This window comes from uncultured Roseibium sp. (genome assembly GCF_947499295.1).
Lineage (GTDB): Bacteria > Pseudomonadota > Alphaproteobacteria > Rhizobiales > Stappiaceae > Roseibium.
Map to the genome: position 1 here is coordinate 106359 of NZ_CANMNP010000016.1, position 23768 is coordinate 130126.

The 23768-nt window shown below is 55.7% G+C and carries 21 protein-coding genes; 12 read left to right on the forward strand and 9 right to left on the reverse strand.

Annotated features, from left to right (window positions below; translation table 11 throughout):
• Nucleotides 1-6: 6 nt before the first annotated feature.
• From Q0835_RS22140 to Q0835_RS22155, 4 genes are all read right to left on the reverse strand, one after another.
• A complete protein-coding gene (locus Q0835_RS22140) occupies nt 7-981 on the reverse strand; it encodes an ABC transporter permease (protein WP_298816551.1) in 975 nt (324 codons plus the stop codon).
• Nucleotides 982-1052: 71 nt separating this feature from the next.
• Entirely contained in the window at nt 1053-2636 is a 1584-nt protein-coding gene (locus Q0835_RS22145; RefSeq protein ID WP_298964353.1) for an ABC transporter substrate-binding protein, read from the reverse strand.
• 132 nt (nt 2637-2768) lie between these two features.
• Complete coding sequence (gene argE / locus Q0835_RS22150) at nt 2769-3926, reverse strand: acetylornithine deacetylase (RefSeq protein WP_298816555.1); 1158 nt, start codon at nt 3924-3926, stop codon at nt 2769-2771.
• An 18-nt stretch (nt 3927-3944) separates the two neighbouring features.
• Nucleotides 3945-5669 carry an adenylate/guanylate cyclase domain-containing protein gene (locus Q0835_RS22155; protein WP_298964356.1) on the reverse strand — a complete coding sequence of 575 codons (1725 nt, stop codon included), beginning with the start codon at nt 5667-5669 and terminating at the stop codon, nt 3945-3947.
• A gap of 211 nt (nt 5670-5880) precedes the next feature.
• On the opposite strand from Q0835_RS22155, the gene Q0835_RS22160 reads away from it, so the two are divergent.
• Entirely contained in the window at nt 5881-6240 is a 360-nt protein-coding gene (locus tag Q0835_RS22160; protein ID WP_298816560.1) for an ArsC family reductase, read from the forward strand.
• A 9-nt stretch (nt 6241-6249) separates the two neighbouring features.
• Here Q0835_RS22160 and Q0835_RS22165 read toward each other — a convergent pair whose 3' ends face one another.
• Nucleotides 6250-6666 carry a D-Ala-D-Ala carboxypeptidase family metallohydrolase gene (locus tag Q0835_RS22165; RefSeq protein ID WP_298816562.1) on the reverse strand — a complete coding sequence of 139 codons (417 nt, stop codon included), beginning with the start codon at nt 6664-6666 and terminating at the stop codon, nt 6250-6252.
• A gap of 193 nt (nt 6667-6859) precedes the next feature.
• Between Q0835_RS22165 and Q0835_RS22170 the strand changes: the two genes are divergently transcribed.
• Nucleotides 6860-8176, forward strand: a complete 1317-nt coding sequence (locus tag Q0835_RS22170) for an aspartate aminotransferase family protein (RefSeq protein ID WP_298964359.1) — start codon at nt 6860-6862, stop codon at nt 8174-8176.
• 9 nt (nt 8177-8185) lie between these two features.
• Nucleotides 8186-9031, forward strand: coding sequence for a 3-keto-5-aminohexanoate cleavage protein (locus Q0835_RS22175; RefSeq protein ID WP_298964362.1), 846 nt, complete (start codon nt 8186-8188; stop codon nt 9029-9031).
• Here Q0835_RS22175 and Q0835_RS22180 read toward each other — a convergent pair.
• Nucleotides 9024-11306 (reverse strand): NADP-dependent malic enzyme, encoded by a 2283-nt coding sequence (locus Q0835_RS22180; RefSeq protein ID WP_298816567.1) that lies wholly within the window; start codon nt 11304-11306, stop codon nt 9024-9026. The two genes, Q0835_RS22175 and Q0835_RS22180, sit on opposite strands and share 8 nt — an antisense overlap.
• Nucleotides 11307-11466: 160 nt before the next feature.
• Here Q0835_RS22180 and mutS point away from each other — a divergent pair, with 160 nt between their 5' ends.
• Nucleotides 11467-14196, forward strand: coding sequence for a DNA mismatch repair protein MutS (gene mutS, locus Q0835_RS22185; protein ID WP_298816569.1), 2730 nt, complete (start codon nt 11467-11469; stop codon nt 14194-14196).
• Between the two features lie 88 nt (nt 14197-14284).
• Complete coding sequence (locus Q0835_RS22190) at nt 14285-15472, forward strand: MFS transporter (protein WP_298964365.1); 1188 nt, start codon at nt 14285-14287, stop codon at nt 15470-15472.
• A gap of 8 nt (nt 15473-15480) precedes the next feature.
• On the opposite strand, the gene Q0835_RS22195 is transcribed toward Q0835_RS22190, so the two are convergent.
• Complete coding sequence (locus tag Q0835_RS22195) at nt 15481-16002, reverse strand: DUF2244 domain-containing protein (protein ID WP_298816573.1); 522 nt, start codon at nt 16000-16002, stop codon at nt 15481-15483.
• 22 nt (nt 16003-16024) lie between these two features.
• Here Q0835_RS22195 and nth point away from each other — a divergent pair, with 22 nt between their 5' ends.
• Both nth and Q0835_RS22205 read left to right on the forward strand, forming a co-directional pair.
• Nucleotides 16025-16840 carry an endonuclease III gene (gene nth / locus Q0835_RS22200; protein ID WP_298964367.1) on the forward strand — a complete coding sequence of 272 codons (816 nt, stop codon included), beginning with the start codon at nt 16025-16027 and terminating at the stop codon, nt 16838-16840.
• Nucleotides 16837-17385, forward strand: a complete 549-nt coding sequence (locus tag Q0835_RS22205; RefSeq protein WP_298964368.1) for a GNAT family N-acetyltransferase — start codon at nt 16837-16839, stop codon at nt 17383-17385. Before nth ends, Q0835_RS22205 begins: the two co-directional genes overlap by 4 nt.
• Here the strand turns inward: Q0835_RS22205 and irrA are convergent, their stop codons facing one another.
• Complete coding sequence (gene irrA / locus Q0835_RS22210) at nt 17386-17817, reverse strand: iron response transcriptional regulator IrrA (protein WP_298816579.1); 432 nt, start codon at nt 17815-17817, stop codon at nt 17386-17388.
• Between the two features lie 340 nt (nt 17818-18157).
• On the opposite strand from irrA, the gene fabA reads away from it, so the two are divergent.
• From fabA to fabI, 3 genes are all read left to right on the forward strand, one after another.
• A complete protein-coding gene (gene fabA / locus Q0835_RS22215; RefSeq protein WP_152499150.1) occupies nt 18158-18664 on the forward strand; it encodes a 3-hydroxyacyl-[acyl-carrier-protein] dehydratase FabA in 507 nt (168 codons plus the stop codon).
• A gap of 138 nt (nt 18665-18802) precedes the next feature.
• Nucleotides 18803-20026 (forward strand): beta-ketoacyl-ACP synthase I, encoded by a 1224-nt coding sequence (gene fabB, locus Q0835_RS22220; protein WP_298964369.1) that lies wholly within the window; start codon nt 18803-18805, stop codon nt 20024-20026.
• Between the two features lie 10 nt (nt 20027-20036).
• Nucleotides 20037-20849 carry an enoyl-ACP reductase FabI gene (fabI, locus tag Q0835_RS22225; protein ID WP_152499152.1) on the forward strand — a complete coding sequence of 271 codons (813 nt, stop codon included), beginning with the start codon at nt 20037-20039 and terminating at the stop codon, nt 20847-20849.
• Nucleotides 20850-20946: 97 nt separating this feature from the next.
• On the opposite strand, the gene Q0835_RS22230 is transcribed toward fabI, so the two are convergent.
• Nucleotides 20947-21444 carry an SH3 domain-containing protein gene (locus Q0835_RS22230; RefSeq protein ID WP_152499153.1) on the reverse strand — a complete coding sequence of 166 codons (498 nt, stop codon included), beginning with the start codon at nt 21442-21444 and terminating at the stop codon, nt 20947-20949.
• A gap of 289 nt (nt 21445-21733) precedes the next feature.
• Between Q0835_RS22230 and Q0835_RS22235 the strand changes: the two genes are divergently transcribed.
• Both Q0835_RS22235 and Q0835_RS22240 read left to right on the forward strand, forming a co-directional pair.
• Nucleotides 21734-22720, forward strand: a complete 987-nt coding sequence (locus tag Q0835_RS22235) for a D-glycerate dehydrogenase (RefSeq protein WP_152499154.1) — start codon at nt 21734-21736, stop codon at nt 22718-22720.
• Nucleotides 22721-22789: 69 nt separating this feature from the next.
• Nucleotides 22790-23623: an aminoglycoside phosphotransferase family protein gene (locus Q0835_RS22240; protein ID WP_298964371.1), complete on the forward strand. Its 834-nt coding sequence runs from the start codon at nt 22790-22792 to the stop codon at nt 23621-23623.
• Nucleotides 23624-23768: the final 145 nt, after the last annotated feature.

Here is a 23768-nt window from a genome sequence, read left to right on the forward strand (position 1 = left end):
GTCCCCTTATGGCCGGCCAACCCGCAGACGCGGGTCGATGAAGAAATAGAGCATGTCGACAATGTAGTTGATTGCGACAAAGAGAAACGCCGTCAAAAGCAGGTAGGCCGACATGATCGGGATATCGACGTTTTGCACCGCCTGCAGGAACATCAGACCCATGCCGGGCCACTGGAACACCGTCTCGGTGATGGTCGCAAAGGCGATGATCGCACCAAGCTGCAGTCCGGTGATAGTAATCACGGGAACCAATGTGTTCTTCAGCGCGTGCCGGAAATGGACCAGCCTGTCCGGCAGGCCGCGCGCTCGGGCAAACTTGATGTAGTCGGTGCGGATAACTTCCAGCATTTCTGCCCGGATAAGACGCATGATAAGCGTCATCTGATAGAGGCCCAAGGTGATGGATGGCAAAATTAGCGCTTTGAGGCCGGAAACGGTCAAAAACCCGGTTGTCCACCAGGAACCTATCTGGACGGTCTCGCCGCGCCCGAAACTTGGTAGCCACTGAAGCGTTACTGAAAACAGGAAGATCAACAATATACCGATAAAGAAGGTCGGCAACGATATCCCGACCAAGGACACGGACAGGAACAGTTTCGAAATGGGCGACTCCCGGTTAAGACCGGCATAAATGCCCATTGGAATGCCGACAATCAGTGCAAATAGGGCGGAGGTCAAACTGAGTTCAAGCGTCGCCGGAATGCGTTTGGCGAAGAGCTCGGATACCGGCTGCCGGAACTGGTAGGAGGTTCCGAAATCAAACCGGGCCGCCTTGGAGATGAAGCGATAGAACTGAACCGCAATCGGATCGTTCAGACCGAGCCTTTCCCTCAAGGCTTCCCGTTCCTCGATTGACGTTTCGATCCCGACCATCTGATTGATGGGGTCTCCGACGAAACGGAACATGGTGAACGCAAGCAGTGCGACCACCAGCATGACAATCACCGCCTGAAGCAAACGGCGTGTTGCAAAACCAATCATTACGGCTCTTTGGGTTCAGAAAGGAAAAAACGCCCCCGGCAATGCCGGGAGCGCGCGTTGGCAATGGCCGATCAGTTCTTGGTCACAAAGCGGAACTTGAACTGGTTGTCGGCCCGCTGAACCAGCTCGACATTATCAGCGACACCCCAAGCAAGGCCCTGCTGGTGAAGCGGAACGTAGTACGCATTGTCGTGGCTGATCTGATAGGCATTCTCGATCAGGCCATCTCGCTTTTCCGGATCGACTTCAACAAGGATTTCCTTGGTCAGGCTGTCGATTTTCTCGTCGCAGAAACCGCCGAGATTGAAAGGAGAACCGGTTCCGGCTTCGTCGCGGCAGTTCATCAGGTTGGACAGCACGTTCCAGCTGTCCAGGGAGCCGGGTGTCCAGCCCAGCAGATAGAACGACGTGTCGAAATTGCCTGATGCAAGAACCTTGGCAAAGTACTTTGCCTTCGGCTGTGCGTTCAGATCAACTTTCACGCCGATGCGCGCCAGCATGGCGGCCACTGCCTGACAAATTGCTTCATCGTTGACATAACGATCATTCGGACAATCCATGCCAACTGTAAAGCCGTCCGCATAGCCTGCCTCTGCAAGAAGAGCCTTTGCAGCATCCGGATCATAAGGATAGCGCTCGAATGCGCCCGCCTTCGAGAACAGGAACGGCGAAATCATGATCGCCGACGGTGTCGACAGATCCCGCATGACCTTCTTCTTGATGCCTTCAATATCGATCGCCTGATAGAAGGCCTTCCGTACCTTGGCATCTTTGAACGGGTTCTTGCCCTTTACGTCCGAATAAAGCAGCTCGTCACGCATCTGATCCATACCGAGGAAGATCGTGCGCAATTCGGGACCGGTCAGTGCAACGGTCCCGGCGTTGTCGTTGATCCGTTTGATGTCCTGAACCGGGATCGGGTACACCATGTCCAACTCACCGGACAACAAGGCGGCAACCCGTGTTGCATCAGAAGAGATCGGCGTAAATTCAACCGTGTCGAGATTATGCGTTGGGGTATCCCACCAACCGTCGTTTTTCGCATAGACCGTTTTCACACCGGCTTCATGGCTGTCTACTTTGAACGGACCGGTGCCGTTGGCATTGAGAGCCGCGAAGTTTGCCGTGGAATCGGAAGCGGAGGTCACCTTGACCGCGTCGTTCTCGACCGTCCACTCCTTGTCCATGATGTAGAAAGTATCCCACTCATAATGCAGGATGGGATTTGGACCTGAGAGAACAAAATCGACGGTGTGGTCGTCGACAATCTCGACCTTTGCGTCGGCAGGTACACGGGTCGTCAGATCAGACCCCTCGGACTGAACGCGCTCGACCGAAAATGCCACATCTTCTGCAGTGAAGTCGTTGCCGTTGTGAAACTTCACGTCTTTGCGCAAATAGAAACGCCAACGGTTCGGTTCCACAATCTCCCATCGTTCTGCCAACGCTGGCTCGATAGCCAGATCTGAACCTCTGCGTGTCAAACCCTCATAGACATTGCCAAGCGACGACAATGTGAATGTCTCGTTCAAAGTATAAGGATCCAGGTTGTTCAAAGTGCCCTGAAACGCAAACTTGAGTGTTTCAGCCTGCACGGCCGAACCTGCTCCTGCCGTCAGCAATGCTGCGGCGGCCACGATTGATTTGGTTTTCATTTTCCCCTCTTTTTCTTCCGAAAGCCGGAAATCACAGATGCGCGGCTACTGGTTTCAGTATTGTCCGCACGCCTGAATTGATCGAACTATGACACTGTAACTGTCTGTGTTCAAACCCGTTTGGGCAGGAATTTAGTTCAACTCTCCCACCAGCCTGTCCAGAAAGGCCGAACATCGATCGAGTTCGGCCAGCTCAATATACTCGTCGGCCTGATGCGCCTGGTCGATCGACCCCGGGCCACAGACCACTGTTGACAGTCCATGTTCCTGAAAAATACCACCCTCCGTGGCATAGACCACGACATGCCGGGCGTTGTCGCCAGTCAGCCGCCGCACTGTCCGTTCCGCCAAACCGTCGTCCTCCTCGGTCAGCCCCGGAACATTGGCGATCAGCTCGATATTGATCCGGCAATTTTCTGAAACGGCCTGCATACCCGGCAGGACATCAGTCTCGATAAAGCCGCGATAAGCATTCAACCAGTTTTCAGCTTGGTCCCCTGGAAGCAGGCGGATGTCGGTCACAAACTCGCAGCGTTCCGCGGTAATATTGTGTGCTTCTCCGCCAGCAATCTGTCCACTGTGCAGCGTTGTGTAAGGAGGCTCAAAGGGACATTCGGGATCGGCCGCAGCCTTGTTTTCAGCCGTCTTGGCATCCATCCAGGAGATCAGCCGAGCTGCCGCGGAAATTGCCGATACGCCGCGATGAAGCTGGCTGGAATGAACCGGATGCCCTTGAATACTGGTTTTGAAAACCACAATCCCCTTGTGACCTGTGACGACTTTCATATTTGTCGGCTCGCCAACGACAACGAGATTGGGCCGCGGTCCCCTGGACAAAATATCCTGAATAAGAGGCGGTGCACCGAGGCAACCAACTTCCTCATCATACGAAAGCGCAATGTGTATAGGACTTTTGAGATCCGACGCCAGGAAGTCCGGCACCTTTGCAAGAACAGTCGCGGCAAAACCCTTCATGTCAGCTGAGCCCCGGCCAAAAAGCCGATCACCATCCACCCAGGCCGCAAAAGGATCCTGCGACCAGGTCTGACCTTGCACCGGCACCACATCCGTATGGGCGGACAGAACGACACCGCCGTCCCGCTCGGGACCTATGGTGGCATGGAGGGCTGCCTTTTGACCGGTGTCATCCGGCACCCGTGTCGACGAAACCCCATGGCTTGCCAGATAGTCTTCGACAAAGGCAATCAAACCAAGATTGCTTTGATCGGATACGGTGTTAAAGGAGATCAGCTTCTCCAGCATCTCCCGCGGCGTATAGATACGGCTCACGTAACCTCCGGTTTGTCGTCAGGCATCGGCGGGAGCATCCCCCGGCAATCTGAGTCCATCTAAACTTTTCATAGCAAAGATCTGCAAGGGAATTTCCTTGCCTCTGAGCTTGATTTCCGCTGTTTCTGCACCGGTAATGCTAGCTTCCGCAGCGTCGACGACAGCTTTCGAGACAGCCAGAAAACTGCCATGGTCCTTGTTTGCGGTCTCCAGGCGGCTTGCTGTGTTCACAACGTCACCAAGCGCGGTAAGGCCGCCGGCTGAACCGGCCGAACCGATGCGCCCCAAAATAGCCGGTCCGAGATGAAGTCCGATGCCAAGCCTGATCGGGTCATGAAACTGCGGCCCCTTTTCGGTGTCCAGCGATTGCATCACCGCTTCTATGCGCCTTGCTGCCCGCAGCGCCTGGCAGGCGCCCGTTTGCGGTCCGGTGTCCATTCCGAAAATCGCCATGATGCCATCGCCAATAAACTTGTCGACATAACCGCCTTCCGCACGGATGGCTGCAGACGCCTGATCGAGGTACTCGTTCAGAAGATGCACAACATCATATGCCAATTGGGATTCGGTAATGCCGGTGAAGTTGCGCAAGTCCACAAACATGACCGCGACTTCCTGTTCAACGCCCCAGTAGTAAGCATCCTGAAGGTTTTCGCCGCTTGTGCCTTGGGCTTTGACAGGAACCAGGGGCTGCACCGAAATATTTTTCTGTGGCCGGACCTGGCATGCCAGCCTTACATCCTCGTTTGCGCCAATCCTTGCCAGAACGGACGCCTCGGCATCGCTCGGCTGGCCAAGGGCTGATGCCCCCTCCAGCACCTTGACCCGGCAGGTGGAACAGCGCGCCCGTCCTCCGCAGACCGAGGCAATCGGAATATCATTCATGCGGCTGATTTCGAGGAGCGTCGCACCCGGCTGCGCCTTGATGGAGAGTCCACCGGGATAGTCGATCGAGAGGTTTCGCGCCCTCAAGCTGAGAAGATAGCGGATCAGGATCGCCAGCAGACTGACGGCAATCAGTCCAAAGACGATTGAGCGAAGTTGCACAATCGCCTCTCGGGCCCAGAGCTGCTGCTCTTCGGTGATCTTGACCGCGATGTCCTGGGTCAGGGCCAGCCGACGCGCTGCTTCAATCCATCCCCAGATCGAGGCAACCGGCAAAGCAACTGCAAAAACGGCAAATGCGGGCATCACACGAGAATAAAACGGATAAAGCCTCAGCCAGAAATGCAATCCCAGCATTGAGTGGATCCAGACAATCAGCAACAGGATTGACTGCCCGAGAGCGTGATTGGGCCAAAGCAAGGTGAGCATTTGCGAATAGGTCGGAGAAAAGTCAAATGCGTTCGCAAGGCCCATGGTTGTCGTGATGTGCGGTATCAGCAGCCAGGGGATGTAAAGACCGAGTGTGAGCTGCACGAACTCCCAGCGCGACATCTTCAACGTCCGCCTTTTGCTCGTCCGCCACAAGGCAAGACCGACATGGGTAAGCGCGGCGACGCTGAGTACACTTTCGCCAAGCACGCTGCGCCAGACCCAATAGTGCCAGAAAGACGCCTTGTTCATCACATCAAATGAGATAATGCCGAGGGCATGATTGATGAAATGGCTCAAGCAAAAGGCGAAAAGGATCAAACCGCTCCACAGCTGCAAGCGTTGTGGCCAGGTACCCGATCCCGGGGTTGCCGCATCTTTGGGTGTTTGCGAGTTTTCGGAAACAGATGTTGTTCCGGGAACGGTCATCGTGCCGTAACGTCCTCTCCGCTTGATAGTCTCGATCCAAAAAGGCGCAGGCAAAGCGCCTGAATGCTTCGCGTCTAAAGATCAGTGACCTGAGAGCCAGGTTCGGTCAAGCCGGATAGTGGAAAGATTTCAGCAACAAACGTTGCCCACTTGAAACGTGCTTCTTTACCGGCAAGTGTCCTGCATAGCGAATATACAGGGACACCTTTTCATGAAGCTGTACGGAATCAAGAACTGCGATACGGTCAAAAAAGCGCGGAAATTTCTGGAAGAAGCCGGAGTTTCCTATGATTTCCACGACTACAAGAAAGACGGTGTGGATGCGGACAAACTTGCCCGATTCGTCGGTGAGTTTGGCTGGGACACCATCTTGAACAAGCGTGGAACCACTTGGCGCCGTCTCGATGAGGCAACCCAGGAAGGCGTGACAGACGCCAAAAGCGCGCTCGATGTCATGATCGAGCACCCGTCGGTCATCAAACGCCCGATTGTTGAAGGCGAGGCGAAGAACTTTGTCGGATTTGACCCCGTAGCCTGGGAAATGGCCCTTGAGCTCGGCGAACTGAAATAGCTGCCAAGGTTACCAGGTGCGGCGTGGACCGGTGTCGATGTGATAGTGACCGGAAGAATAGTGCTTGTAGCCGCCGACTTCCCTTTGCGATTTCAGGAATGCAATAACCGAGGACGGGCTTCCGGCCACTGAAAAATCTACGGCCTGACAATTCAGGTGATAGGAATCCTTCGCACCGCCCTTCCACCAGTTTTCCAGCCACCACCGCTTGGTGGAATGTACCGTGACCTTGCCATACCGCTTGGCAACGCGGTTCAGCACCTTTTTGAGCTTGCGCGGAACGCACCACGCAGTGTCGTCATAGTTGATCGAATTGTGGGAGGCCGTCATCCAGCCCATACCGGAGACACCGGCGACGGTGCCGCAACCTGCTAGAGCGGTGATCAATCCGAGGAAAACTGTCCAGGCTAAGAGGCGCTGACGCATAACTGGCGGGCCCTGTCGATTGTCGGTTGTAATACACTCCCCCGCGCCAAGTTCCCGGAATTTGATTAAAATTTGAATGAAAAACGTGGTTAACGCGGGCAAGAAACAAATGTTTCAGCTTTAGGTCTTTTCTGATACAAATGTCACAGATGCGCCTATCATGCTTTCTGACCCACCTTCCGGAATATGAATTATGTCCCATGTTTTTCCCCGCCATACCAAAGCCGAGCCACCAGTCGCCACTCGAGGTGATGGGTGTTATATCATTGATAAAAATGGGAAAAATTACTTTGATGGATCCGGAGGTGCGGCGGTTTCCTGCCTTGGTCACAGCGATCCGGACGTGACGCGGGCCATCAAGACGCAGGTCGATCAAATAGCCTTCGCTCACACAGGCTTCTTCACATCCGAACCTGCAGAGGATCTCGCAAACCACCTGATTGACGCGGCTCCCGGAAGCCTCGACCGGGTATATTTCGTCTCTGGCGGATCTGAAGCGATGGAAGCCGCCTTGAAGTTAGCGCGGCAGTACTTTCTGGAAAAAGGCGAAACCTCCAGGCACCGCGTCATCGCACGTCGTCAAAGCTATCACGGCAACACTCTGGGCGCGCTCGCAACAGGAGGCAATCAGTGGCGGAGAGAGCCGTTTGCACTGCTGATGATCGAAACATCTCATATTTCGGCCTGTTACGAATACCGGGGGCGCCGCGACGACGAGACAGCATTTGACTATGGACAGCGCGTTGCCAATGAGCTGGAAACGGAGATCGAACGCCTTGGTCCAGAAAATGTCATGGCATTCGTTGCAGAACCGGTTGTTGGAGCGACTGCCGGTGCCGTGCCGCCCGTCGACGGATATTTCAAACGCATCCGCGAGATCTGTGACCAACACGGCGTTCTTCTGATCCTGGACGAAGTCATGTGCGGTATGGGCCGAACCGGAACGCTTTTCGCCTGCGAACAAGATGACGTGGCCCCTGACATTTTGTGCATAGCCAAGGGCCTTGGAGCCGGTTACCAGCCAATTGGAGCCATGCTCTGCACGCGTGCAATCTACGAAGCCATCCAGGACGGCACTGGGTTCTTTCAGCACGGACACACCTATATCGGTCATCCAACAGCTTGCGCGGCGGCACTAGCCGTATTCAAGAAACTGCAAGGAGGTGTCGCCGATCGTGTCATGCCAATGGGCAGGAAGCTGGATGCCGCGCTCAAAGACGCCTTCGGCCAGCATCCCAACGTGGGTGATATTCGCGGCCGAGGTCTTTTCCGCGGATTGGAAATCGTCGAGGATCGCGGCACCAAGGCCCCCTTTGCCCCGGCGCGAGGCATTAACAAGGCACTGAAAAAGGCCGCTTTCGAAGCCGGTCTCATTTGCTATCCAATGGGTGGAACCATTGACGGGGTTCAGGGCGATCACGTGCTTCTGGCGCCTCCTTTCATCATGGATGATGCTCAGGTGGACGAAGTCACCGGCAAACTGAATCAGGCGTTCAAAGCGGTCTTCTGAAAAATGGTCATGGAAGGTTCTCACACTGCGCTGCCGATGATCATGGCGGCGCCAAATGGTGCTCGCCGTACAAAAAGGGATCATCCGGCTTTGCCGGTAACAATTGCGGAAACCGTTGCAGCAGCCAAAAGCTGCTTTGAGGAAGGTGCCGGTGCAATTCACGCCCATGTCCGCGGACCGGACGGGACCCATGTTCTGGATGCCGGGCTCTACCGCGAGCTCTTCGCTGAAATGCGCATCGCTGTCCCAAAGATGCAGGTGCAAGTCACGACAGAGGCGGCAGGGATCTATGACAACAAGGCCCAGCGCCAACTTGTTGATGACCTCAGGCCAAACTGGGTTTCGATCGCAGTGACGGAAATGGTCCCGCAAGAAGCCGATGCAGAGGTGCGTGCCTTCTATGAGCGAGCGCGTGGTAACGGCATAACCATCCAGCACATCCTTTACCGCACCGAAGACATGGTGCGGTTTTTCGAACTCGTAACTGACGGCGTCATTCCGGGTGAACAGCACCAGTTGCTGTTTGTTCTTGGCCGATATGCCGGCAATCAGGAAAGTGACCCATCAGATTTGGAACCTTACCTGAAAACGTTTGAAACGCACCCGGAGGGTCTGGAACTCGATTGGGCCGTATGTGCCTTTGGCCATAAGGAAACCGATTGTCTGGTCTCGGCAATCAGGAATGGTGGTAAGGCACGTATCGGACTTGAGAACGGACTTTGGAACCGCGACGGCCGCCTAGCTGCTGACAATGCGGATCGGGTTCGCGATCTCTTAAACGCTCTTGAGAATGAGCGCTGGTTCGAGCCGGAAAAACTCCGGCCCGAACTGACGAGACCTGAAGCTATCAGGTGACGTTGAACGCGGCGATCGCAGCCATGTTGACGATGTCGCTGTCTTTTGCGCCAATCGGCAAGATCTGGATTGGCTTGTCGAAACCAACCAGAAGAGGACCGATAACCGTGGCGCCGCCAAGCTCCTGAAGCATCTTTGTTGAAATCGAAGCGGAGTGGAACGCCGGCATGACCAGCACATTGGCCGGACCCGACAAGCGGCAGAATGGATAGGCCGCCATGCGTTCCATGTTGAGTGCGACATCCGCTGCCATGTCGCCGTCATATTCAAAATCGACACGGCGGCGGTCGAGGATCTTCACAGCCTCGATCACCTTTTCAGAGCGTTCGCCCCGCGGGTGACCGAAAGTCGAATAAGCGAGCATTGCCACTTTTGGCTCATATCCGAGCTTGCGGGCGACATGTGCCGCTTCTTCAGCGATATCGGCCAGTTCTTCGGAGTTTGGCATGTCGATCACCGCCGTATCGGCGATCAAAACCGTACGGCCGCGGACAAGCGCAAGCGACACACCGATCACCCGGTGACCCGGCTTCGGGTCAATTGTTGCCTTTACCGTATCGAGAGCAACGGAGTAATTCCGGGTGAGGCCGGTCACCATGGCATCCGCGTCGCCACGTGCCACCATAATTGCTCCCCAGTAGTTGCGGTCGTTATTGACCATGCGTTGGCAGTCGCGCAGCAAATAGCCTTTGCGCTGCAAGCGCCCGTAAAGATACTGGGCATAATCCGCATTCCGGTCGGAAAGACGGGCGTTCTGGATCGAAACGCCGGACTTGTTAAGGTCAATTCCGGCTTGTTCCGCGACGCTTTTGATCTCATCTTCGCGGCCGATAAGGATCGCTTCTCCAAGGCCCTGTGACACGAAACTGGCGGCCGCACGGATCACCGGCTCCTCTTCGCCTTCCGCAAATACAACACGTTTGGGCTGCTGGCGAACCTTCGTAAAGATGCGTTGCAACGTCCCGGCAACAGGATCGCGACGGGCGGAAAGCTGATGCTTGTAGGCCTCCATGTCGACGATCGGGCGTCTGGCGACACCCGAATCCATCGCTGCCTGCGCCACAGCGGGCGGAATCGCATGAATGAGACGTGGATCGAAGGGGACGGGAATGATGTATTCGGGACCGAATTTCGGTCGGTTGCCGCGGTAGGCTGCTGCCACCTCGTCCGGCACTTCCTCGCGGGCAAGATCCGCCAACGCATTGGCGCAGGCTACCTTCATCTGATCGTTGATGGTCGTAGCGTGAACATCGAGCGCACCCCTGAAGATGTAGGGAAATCCGAGCACATTGTTGACCTGGTTCGGATAGTCGGAGCGGCCGGTCGCAACGATGGCATCGTCCCTGACAGCAGCAGCTTCTTCAGGCGTGATTTCCGGGTCCGGGTTGGCCATGGCGAAGATCACCGGATTGGGTGCCATGACCCTGAGCATGTCCGGGGTCAGCGCGCCCTTGACGGAAACACCGAAGAACACGTCGGCACCTTTCAGGGCATCGTAGAGCGAGCGTGCGTCCGTCTCGATGGCATGCGCCGATTTCCATTGGTTCATGCCTTCAGGGCGTCCCTTGTAGATGACACCTTTGGTGTCGCACAGGGTTACATTTTCATGTGGAATGCCCATTGCCTTGACGAGTTCTATGCAGGCGATGCCTGCGGCACCGGCGCCATTACAGACCACCTTGGTGTCCTTCATGTCGCGGCCCGTCAGATGCAGCGCATTGATGAGGCCCGCGGCGGCAATGATGGCCGTTCCATGCTGGTCATCATGGAATACCGGGATGTCCATCAATTCTCGCAGCCGCTGCTCGATGATGAAGCAGTCCGGCGCTTTGATGTCCTCAAGGTTGATGCCGCCAAAAGACGGACCGAGATAGCGGACTGAGTTGATGAACTCCTCGACTTCACCCGTATCCACTTCGAGATCGATGGAATCGACATCAGCGAAGCGCTTGAAGAGCACAGATTTGCCCTCCATCACGGGCTTTGAGGCCAGCGCGCCCAAATTGCCAAGCCCCAGAATGGCTGAACCATTTGAGATGACTGCGACCAGATTGCCCTTGGTGGTGTAGTCATAGGCCCGGCTCGGATCATCCGCGATAGCGAGCACCGGTACGGCCACGCCGGGGGAATAGGCCAGGGAAAGGTCACGTTGGGTTGCCATGGGCTTGGTCGGCGTGATTTCCAGTTTTCCAGGCCGGCCTTCCTGATGGAATTGCAGCGCTTCCTGATCGGTGAAGCTGATGTTTGTTTTGGGCGACTTTTTTTCAGCTGACATGACGCGGGCGGTTCCTCTCCGTGATGCGCGGGCACGCGTTTGCGGGTCGAAACTGACCCTTGGGCGGGTCTTGGACCTTATCCCCTGGAAAATGAAGCCTCAAGCCAAGATGCCTTACGCCCTTGGTGGAATGGGAGGCGAGGTTTGCTAGGTATCGGACATGAGTGGGATGAGCGTACAAAAACCGGTTCAGGCTGACGGCAAAGTCACGCCAATGATGGCCCAGTTCCTGGAAATCAAGGCAGCCAATCCAGACAGCCTGCTGTTCTACCGGATGGGTGATTTCTACGAGCTTTTTTTCGAAGACGCCGAGATTGCTTCGGCCGCATTGGGCATCACGCTGACCAAACGCGGCAAGCACCAGGGCGACGACATTCCAATGTGCGGTGTCCCCGTACACGCCGCCGACGACTACCTGCAGAAGCTTATCGCCAAGGGATTCCGCGTCTCCGTATGCGAACAGACCGAGGACCCGGCCGAGGCCAAGAAACGAGGATCCAAATCCGTTGTCCGGCGCGACGTGGTTCGGCTGGTTACCCCGGGTACGCTGACCGAAGAACGGCTTCTTGATGCAGGTTCGAACAATTTCCTGATGGCCCTGACCCGGCTGAAGGGAGGATCACTGGAAGGGACCGCGGTCTATGGCCTTGCCTGGATCGATATGTCGACCGGTTCGTTCCAGGTATCGGAGACAGATCAGCTGCGTCTTGCCGCCGACTTGGCTCAAGTTTCGCCTCGCGAACTGATCCTGGCAGACAATCTGCTGCAGGAAACCGAGTTGCGTCTTCTGGCTGAACAGGCTGGTGGTGCGCTGTCACCCGTGCCACGCGCCTTTTTCGACAGCTCGACCGCTGTGGATCGCCTCGCACACTATTTCGGGGTCAAGACGCTCGACGGATTTGGGACATTCACCCGCGCCGAGCTGTCGGCTGCTGCCGGGATCCTGTCCTATATTGAAAAGACCCAGTTGGGTGAACGGCCTCCGCTGGACCCTCCAATGCGCGAAGCAGGCGCTGGCCGCATGCTGATCGATCCGGCAACACGCGCCAATCTCGAATTGTCTCGCACGCTTTCAGGCGAAAAACAGGGCTCTCTGCTTGCGACTATCGACCGGACGGTTACGGGTAGCGGTTCCCGACTGCTTGCCAGCCGCCTGGCAGGTCCGCTGGTCAATGTCGATGCGATCCACCAACGCCACGACGCGGTCGAGCACTTTCTCGAAAACGAAATCATGCGAGAGGGACTGCGCCAGACGTTGAAAGGCGCCCCGGATATGGCAAGGGCGCTCTCACGCATTGCGCTCAACCGGGGCGGTCCCCGCGATATTCTTTCGGTGGCGCAAGGCTTGGCATCCGCACGTGCCGTTCTGGACCAAACCGCGCATTCGACGGACGACATTCCGGCCGAAATAGCTGCCGCCCGTACAAGTCTTGAAAATGCGCCGCATGAACTAGGTGCCGAGTTGGTTCGGGCGATCAAGGAAGATCCGCCCTTGTTGAAGCGGGACGGCGGCTTCATCGCGGCCGGTTACAATGCCGATCTTGACGAATTAAGGTCGCTGCGCGACGAAAGCCGCAAGGTGATCGCAAAGCTGCAGGCCGATTATTCAGAAGAACTCGGCCTTCGATCCCTCAAGATCAAACATAACAACGTGCTTGGCTGGTTCATCGAAGCACCTACGGCGCAAACCGAAAAGCTGACGGCAGACCCGGGCCGTTTCATTCACCGCCAAACCATGGCAGGTGCAATGCGCTTCACGACCACCGAGCTGGCGGACCTGGAATCCAAGATTGCCAGCGCTGGCGAACGTTCACTTGCCATTGAGTTCGACATCTTCGAACGGCTGGCGGCTGCAATTATCAATGCAGGTGAGGCGATCAAGGCGGCTGCGCACGGCCTTGGCATACTGGATGTCACGGCAGCGCTCGCAAAACTGGCCCAGGAAGAAAACTACGTTCGCCCATCGGTCGACGAGAGTCGGGCTTTCGATATCAGGGGCGGCCGACATCCGGTCGTTGAATTGGCCCTGAAAAAGTCCTCAGGTGACAGCTTTGTCGCCAACGATTCCAATCTTGGACCGGATCAGGACGAAGATATCGGCCATATCTGGCTGATCACTGGTCCGAACATGGCTGGTAAGTCAACCTACCTGCGCCAGAATGCGCTGATCGCCGTTCTTGCCCAAATGGGCGCCTTTGTGCCGGCAACCGCCGCGCATATCGGTGTCGTCGACCGCCTGTTTTCGCGGGTTGGAGCCGCCGATGATCTTGCCAGAGGCAGATCGACCTTCATGGTGGAAATGGTTGAAACCGCAGCCATTCTCAATCAGGCCGGTGATCGCTCGCTGGTAATCCTGGACGAAATCGGGCGCGGCACAGCAACATTCGACGGATTGTCGATCGCGTGGGCGACAATTGAACACCTTCACGAGGTCAACAGGTCCCGTGCCCTATTTGCTACCCATTATCATGAGTTGACGGCGCTGTCGGCCAAACTCGAACGCCTGTCCAACTCAACGGTTTCGGTGAAGGAATGGAAGGGCGACGTCATATTCCTGCACGAAATCGTGCCTGGCGCAGCTGACAGGTCTTACGGGATTCAGGTCGCCAAACTTGCAGGACTGCCGGGGAAGGTGGTTGAAAGATCCAGGCAGGTGCTCAGCCAGCTGGAAGAGCAGGACAGGCGCTCACCTGCCGAAAGCCTGATCGATGAATTGCCGCTCTTTGCCAGTATCACCACGCCCGCGCCGACCTTAGCCGGGGGCTTTGCAGAAGAAGACCCGCTTGACGATGCCTTAAAGGAAATCGATCCGGACGACATGACACCGCGTGAAGCTCTTGAAGCTCTTTATCGCCTGAAGGCCTTGCGGGCGAACAAAGCGGCCGATTGAAGGCCGGTGCGGAAACAGGTGACGGGTCAAGCGAACTGAACTAATCTGTACAACCTTCGCAAGAACACCGTTCGTCCGGCCCTATTTCATGATTTCATTTCCACAGCTGCCCCGTCAGGTGGTGCTGATTCTACTGCTGCAGTTCACCAACAGCCTTGGTGTCTCATCCCTCATTCCCTTGATGAGCTTCTTTATTGTCGAGGGGCTCGGGTCGGAGCCTTGGCAAGTAGGGCTTTATACCGGCCTGCTCATGCCCATGACGCTTGCCGCCAACCGATGGGCTGGAGAACGACTCGACCAGGGCTATCGGGTTAAACAGCTGTTGCTGATTTCCGTATGCGCCTTTGTTCTAGTAACGGCTCTCTTAACGCAAGTCACCAGCCTCATGATGCTGATCCTTCTCATCGCACCGCTCATGAGCCTGACCAATATGGGTGGCGGCACCATCTTCACATTTTGCCGCGTCTATTCGGAACGCGAAGGCCTCGACATCACGCGCATCAATTCGTGGCTTCGCATGACAGTTTCGCTCGCATGGATGATTGGCCCTGCTGTTTCATTCACGCTTGTCTCCCTGTTCGGGTTTTCGTCCGCGTTCATGGCCGCGTTTGTCGTATCACTTTTCTACCTGCTGCTTTGGGCAACCGTCGTGCCAAAGTCCTTCAGGTCGAAGCGAAAACCGAAATCCGAAGATCAGAATGATCCGATCAACTGGAAATTACTGGTCGCAGGGCTGATCTGTCTTGGATTTGTCATCACCAATTCGCTTTTCGTCTCTGCCATGCCATTGTTTTTTGTGCAGGAGACCGGCCTTCCGGGTGCGACCCCTGGCCTTTCCTTGTCGATCAAGTGCGTGGTCGAGATCTTTGTCATTTTCGGCTCCGTGCGCTTGGCCGAGCGGATTGGCACCAGACAGGTCCTGCTCCTGGCAGCCTGCCTGGCGGCAACCAGCATGGTCCTGTTCGCACAGGTCACAGAGATCTGGCACGTCATCATAGTTTCAGTGCTTGAAGGCACGTACTATGGCTTGTTTGCCGGTATTTCGATCACCTTCGTCCAGAGCTTCGCACCGGATCGACCAGGCCGCGCGACAGCTGTCTACATGAACAGCCTGTTCCTGGGCGGCATGATTGGCAGCGTTTCCATGGGGTTCATCGCGAGCGCAGGAGATTTCAGGACCGTGCTCTATGTTGCTGCCGGAAGCGCTATGCTCGCGCTATTGGTGCTGATCGCAACGCTCAAGGTTCAGCCCGCTCCTGTCGAAGAACACAACTGAAAAAGTCGTCAGACACCACCTGATCTGGCGACGCTCAATGCATTGGCCATCGCACCGGCAAAACTGGTTCGGTCATCCGGATTGAGAAAATTTCCGAGGTCGACTGTCTCTCCGCGGCTGTTCAACTGGATTTTGACCACACCCTCGTCTTCAATCCTGTCAACACTCAGCCGCACCCAAAACGGATTGAAACGATATTCCTGGTAGCGGCTGCCCGGACCAACTTTACGGATCGCAATTTCGTTGCGCGAAACAACAACCTCTTCAAAAGCGCGTGCCGAGCGGTAGTTCATGCGGAACGCAAACCAGAGAATGGCAATATCAAGACCGAAAAATCCGAATACAGGCCAGGCACCTATCCGCCAGAACAAAACACCCGCCACGAAGCAGACAAGGCCAAAGACGATCATCAAGATCATGAAGCCTTTGGGGCCCAGTGACCGATGAGGGGTAAGCACGGCGGTGAAAAACGGCCGATCCATCTCCTCAAAATCCGCGTCGCCGTCGGTTTTCGGATTGTTCTCGCTCATAGTGCGAGATTATAGAGAGGTTATGACGCAAGCAAAGAGTTCAAGCGCCCGAAAAAGTGGCAGCAAGGCAGCCAAGACGGCGAAGCAAAGCAAAAAGTCGCCTTCGGTTGACAACCCAGGCAAGGTCTTGAAGCGTTCCCGCTATACCAAAGCGGAGACCTTCGCGATCTTCAAGCGGTTCCACACCGACAATCCTGAACCCCAGGGAGAACTGGATTACGTCAATGCCTATACGCTGCTTGTCGCCGTCGTGCTGTCTGCACAGGCGACGGATGTCGGCGTCAATCGGGCAACGAAGAACCTGTTTCAGATCGCCGATACGCCTGAAAAGATGGTCGCGCTTGGAGAGGACAAAGTTCGCGAAGAGATCCGAACAATCGGTCTTTACAAAAACAAGGCGAAAAACGTCATACTTCTGTCGCAGCAATTGATCCGTGACCATAGCGGCAACGTTCCTGAAGATCGCGAAGCTCTGGAAATGCTTCCAGGTGTTGGACGTAAAACCGCGAATGTCGTTTTGAACATCTTCTTTGGGCATCCTACCATTGCGGTCGATACGCATCTGTTTCGCTTAGGCAACCGGATCGGGCTGGCACCCGGCAAGACCCCTCTTGATGTTGAAAAGGCCATGGAAAAGGCGGTGCCGGAGGAGTTCGCGCTGCACGCACATCATTGGCTGATCCTGCATGGTCGATACATCTGCAAGGCACGCAAACCCGAATGCCGACGATGCGTCATCTACGATCTGTGCAAGAGCCCGGAGAAGGAAGAATTCGATTCCATACCGGAAATTGCCGTACGCACCCGTGCCTTGGCCGAAAAGGATGGTCGCTCTTGAAATTTCCCGTTGGTTCCCTGCCAAAATGTGACCGGCTGAATTTCAGATTGCCGTCGCTGGACGATGCCGTCTTTTATCTGCAGCTAATGAAAGATCCTGATTACATCCGCTTCATTGCTGACAACGGTATCACTTCTGAAGAAAAAGCCAGGGAGTACATCAAAGACAAACCTCTGGCACGATTTGCGCAATTCAATGTGGGGCTCTGGGTTGTCGAACTGAAAGAAACCGGTCAAGCGGCCGGCGTCTGCGGGTTGGTAGTGCGCGACGAATTGGAATACCCGGATCTCGGGTACGCCTTTCTGGAAGAATTCAGAGGAAGAGGGATTGCACGGGAAGCGGCAAGGGCCGTTCTTGAACACTCGTACCTGGACCTGAAGCTCGAGAAGCTCTGTGCGATCACGGCACCAGACAACAAGAGGTCCGCCGATCTCTTGAAAAAGATCGGCTTCAAGGCTCAAGGCCAACGCTTGTTGAATGAAATTGGCGAGACGTCCGACTATTTTATCTGTGAGCTTGGAAGCGTCCCGACGAACGTTTCCTAATCAGCGCTTTTCGCGCACGCGCACCACGACTTCGACGCGCACAACTTCCATGCCTTCCGGGGCAATCGGCAGCTTGTCGATACCGACGCCTTCTCCTGGAATATCGATCACCCGATTTTCGCCTTCAATAAAGAAGTGATGATGGTCGGAGGTGTTGGTGTCGAAGTAAGTCTTGTTGCCGTCAATCGCGACTTCTCGCAGGAGCCCGGCTTCAGTGAACTGGTGCAGCGTGTTGTAAACCGTCGCCAACGACACCGGAACATCCGCGGCAACAGCTTCTTCATGAAGCAACTCCGCAGAAATGTGCCTGTCTCCTCGGGAGTAGAGAAGTTCCGCGAGGGAGACACGTTGACGCGTTGGCCGCAATCCGGCACTTCGCAGCATGTCGGTGACATTTTTACCGGCAGTTACGCTTGCGATATGTGTCGTCATTCCCATCCGGTCCAAGTCTAAATCTTTGTTTTCAAACGACTATCAGGTATTCTTTCGACGAGATACCAACAGCCGTTTCCCTCAGTATTGGCCTATATCTGCCATTTCTTGTACCTAATATGCAAGTTTTAAACGCCAAGGCACCTTATCCCGAGATCGATTTATCTGTTTGTGACAGCACGAAATCATGCCAACCCGCTAGAAAAAACAAAGTCATTTGGCTCAACTGACATCTTTCAGTCATGGTTCCCCTGTGTTAGGAAGGCGCCTCAAATAAACGAAAAATGACTCAATCCCGCCTCAGGGAGCCCGGGGCAGGAAACAAAAAGACGGATCTTGAATGACCGAGCGCCGCTCCAGCTACGACTATGAAGCTCTTCTCGCCTGCGGCCGCGGCGAGCTGTTTGGCCCGGGCAATGCCCAACTACCTCTTCCGCCAATGCTGATGTTCGACCGGATCACGGAAATTTCCGAAACCGGCGGCGAGTTCGACAAGGGTTTTGCCCGCGCCGAATTCGATATCAAGCCTGATCTGTGGTTCTTTCCCTGTCACTTCCAGGGCAACCCGGTAATGCCGGGCTGCCTCGGGCTTGATGCCCTTTGGCAGCTGACCGGTTTCTGCCTCGGCTGGCTCGGCCTGGAAGGCAAGGGCATGGCGCTTTCTACCGGCGAAATCAAATTCAAAGGCATGGTCACTCCGGACGTGAAGCTGGTTGAATACGGCATCGATTTCAAACGCATCATGAAAGGCCGCCTGGTTCTTGGTATTGCCGATGGCTGGCTCAAGGCCGACGGGCAGCAGATCTACAAGGCCACCGATCTACGTGTGGGTCTGGCAAAGACCTAACGCCAGTCCACATGGACTTCATTTGTAGCCGGTGCTTCTTTGTTGTTGGGGGCGCCGGTTTCCGCATTATGTATAGGCATAAGACCCGGTCTCATTCGACTTAGTACCGGCAGTGTCAAAGGAAAGTAGGAGACCGCAATGAGACGCGTTGTCGTCACCGGCATCGGTATCGTGTCATCCATCGGATCGAACGCACAAGAAGTGCTGGCAAGTCTGCGGGAAGGCAAATCCGGTATCAGTTTTGCTCCAGATTATGCGGAGCATGGCTTCCGGAGCCAGGTTCACGGCATGCCCGATGTCGATATTCCGTCCCTCATCGACAAGCGCCAGCTTCGTTTTATGGGCGACGGTGCGGCCTACAACTACATTTCCATGGTACAGGCGATTGCCGACAGCGGACTTGAGGAAAAGGACGTTTCCAACAACCGCACAGGTCTGATCATGGGCTCCGGTGGTCCGTCCACCAAGAACCTGTTTCAGGCTCATCAGATCGTTCTGGAAAAAGGTGCCCCCAAACGCATGGGTCCTTTCATGGTGACCCGTGGCATGAGTTCGACGAACTCGGCGTGTCTGGCGACGCCTTTCAAGATCAAGGGCATCAACTATTCCATCACGTCGGCCTGTTCGACCTCAGCACACTGTATCGGTGCTGCCACCGAACAGATCCAGTTCGGCAAACAGGATGTGATGTTTGCAGGCGGCGGCGAAGAACTCGACTGGACCCTTTCCTGTCTGTTCGACGCCATGGGCGCCATGTCTTCAAAATATAACGATACTCCGCAAACCGCAGCGCGGGCATACGACTCGACCCGCGACGGTTTCGTTATCGCTGGTGGCGGCGGTGTCGTGGTGCTTGAAGAGCTCGAGCACGCGAAAGCGCGCGGCGCGAAAATCTACGCCGAAGTCACCGGATATGCGGCCAACTCTGATGGCTATGACATGGTGGCACCGTCCGGTGAAGGCGGTGAGCGCTGCATGCGCCTTGCCATTGAAACCCTCGGTGACCGCAAGGTGGACTACGTCAACACGCACGGCACATCAACGCCGGTAGGTGATGTGGGCGAAATCGAAGCGATTCGCCGGGTCTTCGGAGAAAACCAGCCACCGGCTTCGTCCACAAAGTCGCTGACGGGCCACAGCCTTGGCGCAACCGGCGTTCAAGAGGCCATCTACTGTCTGCTCATGCTGCAGAATGATTTCATGACGGCATCTGCGAACATCACAGAACTCGACCCTGCCATTAAACCCGAAGAAATTGTCACCGAGCGGGTCGACAATGCCGGCCTTGATACCGTGCTTTCCAACAGCTTCGGTTTCGGCGGAACCAACGCGTCGCTTGCCCTGTCGCGCTATCACGGCTGAGGAGAATTGAATGTCTGAATTGATGAAGGGCAAGCGCGGCCTTGTGATGGGCGTTGCCAACGATCACTCAATTGCCTGGGGGATCGCCAAAGCACTCGCCGATCACGGTGCGGAACTTGCCTTTACCTATCAAGGCGAGGCGTTCGGGCGACGGACGAAGCCTCTTGCTGAATCGGTCGGCTCCAACATTCTGCTGCCTTGCGACGTTGAAGACATCGATTCCGTCGATTCCGTCTTCAACACCTTGAAGGAAGAATGGGGCAGCATCGATTTTCTGGTCCATGCCATTGCCTTTTCCGACAAGACGGAGTTGCGCGGAAAATACGCCGATACGACGCGGGACAATTTTACCCGCACCATGTTGATTTCCTGCTTCTCTTTCACGGAGATCGCCAAACGCGCGGCCGCCCTCATGACGGACGGGGGATCCATGATCACCCTGACTTATGGCGGTTCGACCAAGGTCATGCCGAACTACAACGTCATGGGCGTTGCCAAAGCTGCTCTGGAATCTTCGGTGCGCTATCTGGCGGTTGACTATGGCGAACAGGACATTCGCGTCAACGCCATTTCGGCCGGCCCGGTCCGGACACTGGCCGGCTCCGGCGTGTCCGATGCCCGTTTGATGTTCAATTTCCAGAAACGAAACTCGCCGCTGTGCCGGACGGTTTCTCTGGATGAGATCGGTGGCACGGGTCTCTACTTACTGTCGGACCTTTCCGGCGGTGTGACCGGTGAAGTTCATTTTGTCGACAGCGGCTACAACATCATGTCCATGCCGCGTCTTGACGAATTGAAAGCTCAGGAAACCAAGACTGACTGAGTTTCGCTGACATCTAAAGAAAAGGCGGCCGAATGGCCGCCTTTTTTATTTGTTCTATGACGTTTTCGGCTCGATTGCTCAACACATGCTGGAGCGATCAATCCTCGATCAGCTCATCCGGATAGACACCAAACAGCCGGGTCTGGTCGAGCCAGCCTTCATAGTTCGTGCCATTCACCTTGCACCATCCGCCAGCACATTGGTCAACGGATGTCAGCACAAAGGGCTCGAGCTCAGCGACAATCACGGCATCCGATCGCGACCGGTTGCGAAGCGGCGTGCGGTCATTTTTCTCCCATGGCGTGACCAGGGCTGTGCGACGGCCGGAGAGCAGGGACTTGAACACCCAGCCCTGCTTACCTTCCCAGTCGCGGATCCGGCGCCAGTTTTCAAATTCCTGAATGATCTCGACGGGCAAGCCCGATTGCACAAAAGTCCAGGCAACAGCGTGTTCACGCGACGGACCAAGCCGTACATTCACCCTGTCTGACTTCAAGCTTACAAAGCGTGGAAGCGGCAATCCCGTCGCCCCGTTGCTCGTGTCCTGGGCCTTTGCGGGCACGGTCGCGACCGACAACCCGGTAAAAAGGATCATCAAGCACACAAGGAGGCGGGTACCTTTAGTCAAACGAGCCATATCGTCCGGTTGTCCAATTGTTTTAGATCATTGCTTTGAGGCAAATCTGTACCGAAATTCGCATGCGAAAACCAGCGGGTCAGATTTGGCCCTTGGGCAATACATGTCGATTGAAACCGATCCCTTGTTTCTGCCGGACCATCTGGTATGGAAAAGGGAGTGGTCTCCTCCGCGTGCGCGCTGCGCAGCGTCAAGGTGAAACCGTTGTGGTTAACAAAGCCTCAACGAAGCGCGAAAGGCAGTTGGTATGGCGAAAAAGAAGCCTGTCGTTGTTGTGACCCGGAAGCTCCCGGACGTCGTTGAAACGCGGATGCGGGAGCTTTTTGAAACCCGACTTAACGAAAATGACAGGCCTTTTAGTCAGGCAGAGCTCGTGGAAGCCGTCAGAACTGCGGATGTTCTTGTTCCGACGGTGACGGACCGAATCGATTCGTCGGTTTTGTCACAGGCAGGCGAGAACCTGAAACTGATCGCCAACTTCGGCAACGGTGTCGACAATATCGATGTCGTCACCGCAAACAATCGCGGCATCAATGTTACCAACACGCCGGGTGTTCTGACGGAAGACACCGCTGACATGACCATGGCACTGATTTTGTCGGTGCCGCGGCGTCTTGCCACAGGCATCAAGGCGATCGAAGGCAGCGACTGGGCTGGATGGTCACCCACGTGGATGCTGGGACACCGGATTTGGGGTAAACGGCTTGGAATCATCGGCATGGGCCGCATCGGTCAGGCCGTTGCGCGCCGCGCCAAGGCATTCGGGATGTCCATACATTATCACAACCGCCGCCGCGTTGCCGAAGACATCGAGGAAGAGCTGGAAGCGACTTACTGGGAAAGCCTGGACCAGATGCTGGCGCGTATGGATGTGGTCTCCATCCACTGTCCACATACGCCGGGCACCTTCCACCTGCTGTCAGCACGCCGCCTGAAACTGCTGAAAAACGATGCTTATGTCGTCAACACAGCGCGCGGCGAGGTCATTGACGAAAATGCTCTTATCCGGTTGCTGGAGGCAGGTGAACTTGCCGGAGCCGGCCTGGATGTGTTCGAGCACGAACCCGCGGTCAATCCAAAGCTGGTCAAACTCGAAAACGTTGTCCTATTGCCGCATATGGGTTCAGCAACCATTGAAGGCCGGATTGAGATGGGCGAAAAAGTCATCATCAACATCAAGACCTTCATGGATGGTCATCGGCCGCCGGACCGGGTTCTGCCCTCCATGCTTTGAACCAAAAACAAAGGCTGGATCTTGCCGCAATCAGGGCCCGAGTTTCAGATCCCCAATGCGCTACTTTGGTTGAACCGTCGTGAAGACGGTAGCAATTGGCTGCGTTCGCTTCCGGATCTTTTGTCGGCGGCACAAAGCAGCTTCGATCTGGAGTTGAGCGAGCCGCCGTTTTCCGGTGGCAACGTTTCCTATGTGCTGCCCGCGAAAAAGGACAACAATGATGTTGTCCTGAAAATCGCCTTTATCGACCGAGAGTCCCGCCATGAAGCCGACGCGCTGAAGCTTTGGAACGGCAATGGAGCGGTGAAGTTGCTGGCGCACAACGCAGAGCTCGGTGCCTTGGTGCTGGAGCGATGCAGTCCCGGTGCCCTTCTTGCCGGCACACCTGGCGTCGACCAGATAGGTGTGCTTTCTGGGTTGCTGCAAAAACTTCTCGTTCCGGCAGATACCCCTTTCACACCACTTGCCCGGGAAGCGGAAATCTGGGCAGATGCGATGCATTCGGACTGGCTCAAAGCGGGAAAACCATGCGAAAAGCGCCTCGTCGATGTTGCGGTCGATGCGCTAAAATCGCTCTCTCAGGACGACACCGAAACAGTCCTGCTTCATCAGGACCTGCACGGACACAACATTCTCTCCGCAGACCGAGAAGCCTGGCTGGCAATCGATCCGAAACCTCTGAGCGGCGACCCCGCCTTTTGCCTTAGCCCGATCGTGCGCAGCTTTGAATTCGGCCACACGAAAGAGGCGGCGCTTCATCGTCTGGACCGGCTATCTGCAGATCTCGGCCTGGACCGCGAACGCGCCCGTTTCTGGACCATCGGCCAGACCATGGCCTGGGCCTTTAGCAGCGACCACGCCTACAGGCACTTCGATACGACGAGATGGCTGTTGGGGTCTTGATCCCGAAGCTATCAAGCATTTCTTTTTGCACCTCAATCAGGCTTTTGAGGCGGTGGGGGAACAATCAGAACTTGGGATCATATCGCAGATCCGGCTTATGAAGCTGGCAGCGTATCAGGTGACGGAGTTGCAGTTGAAAGATCCG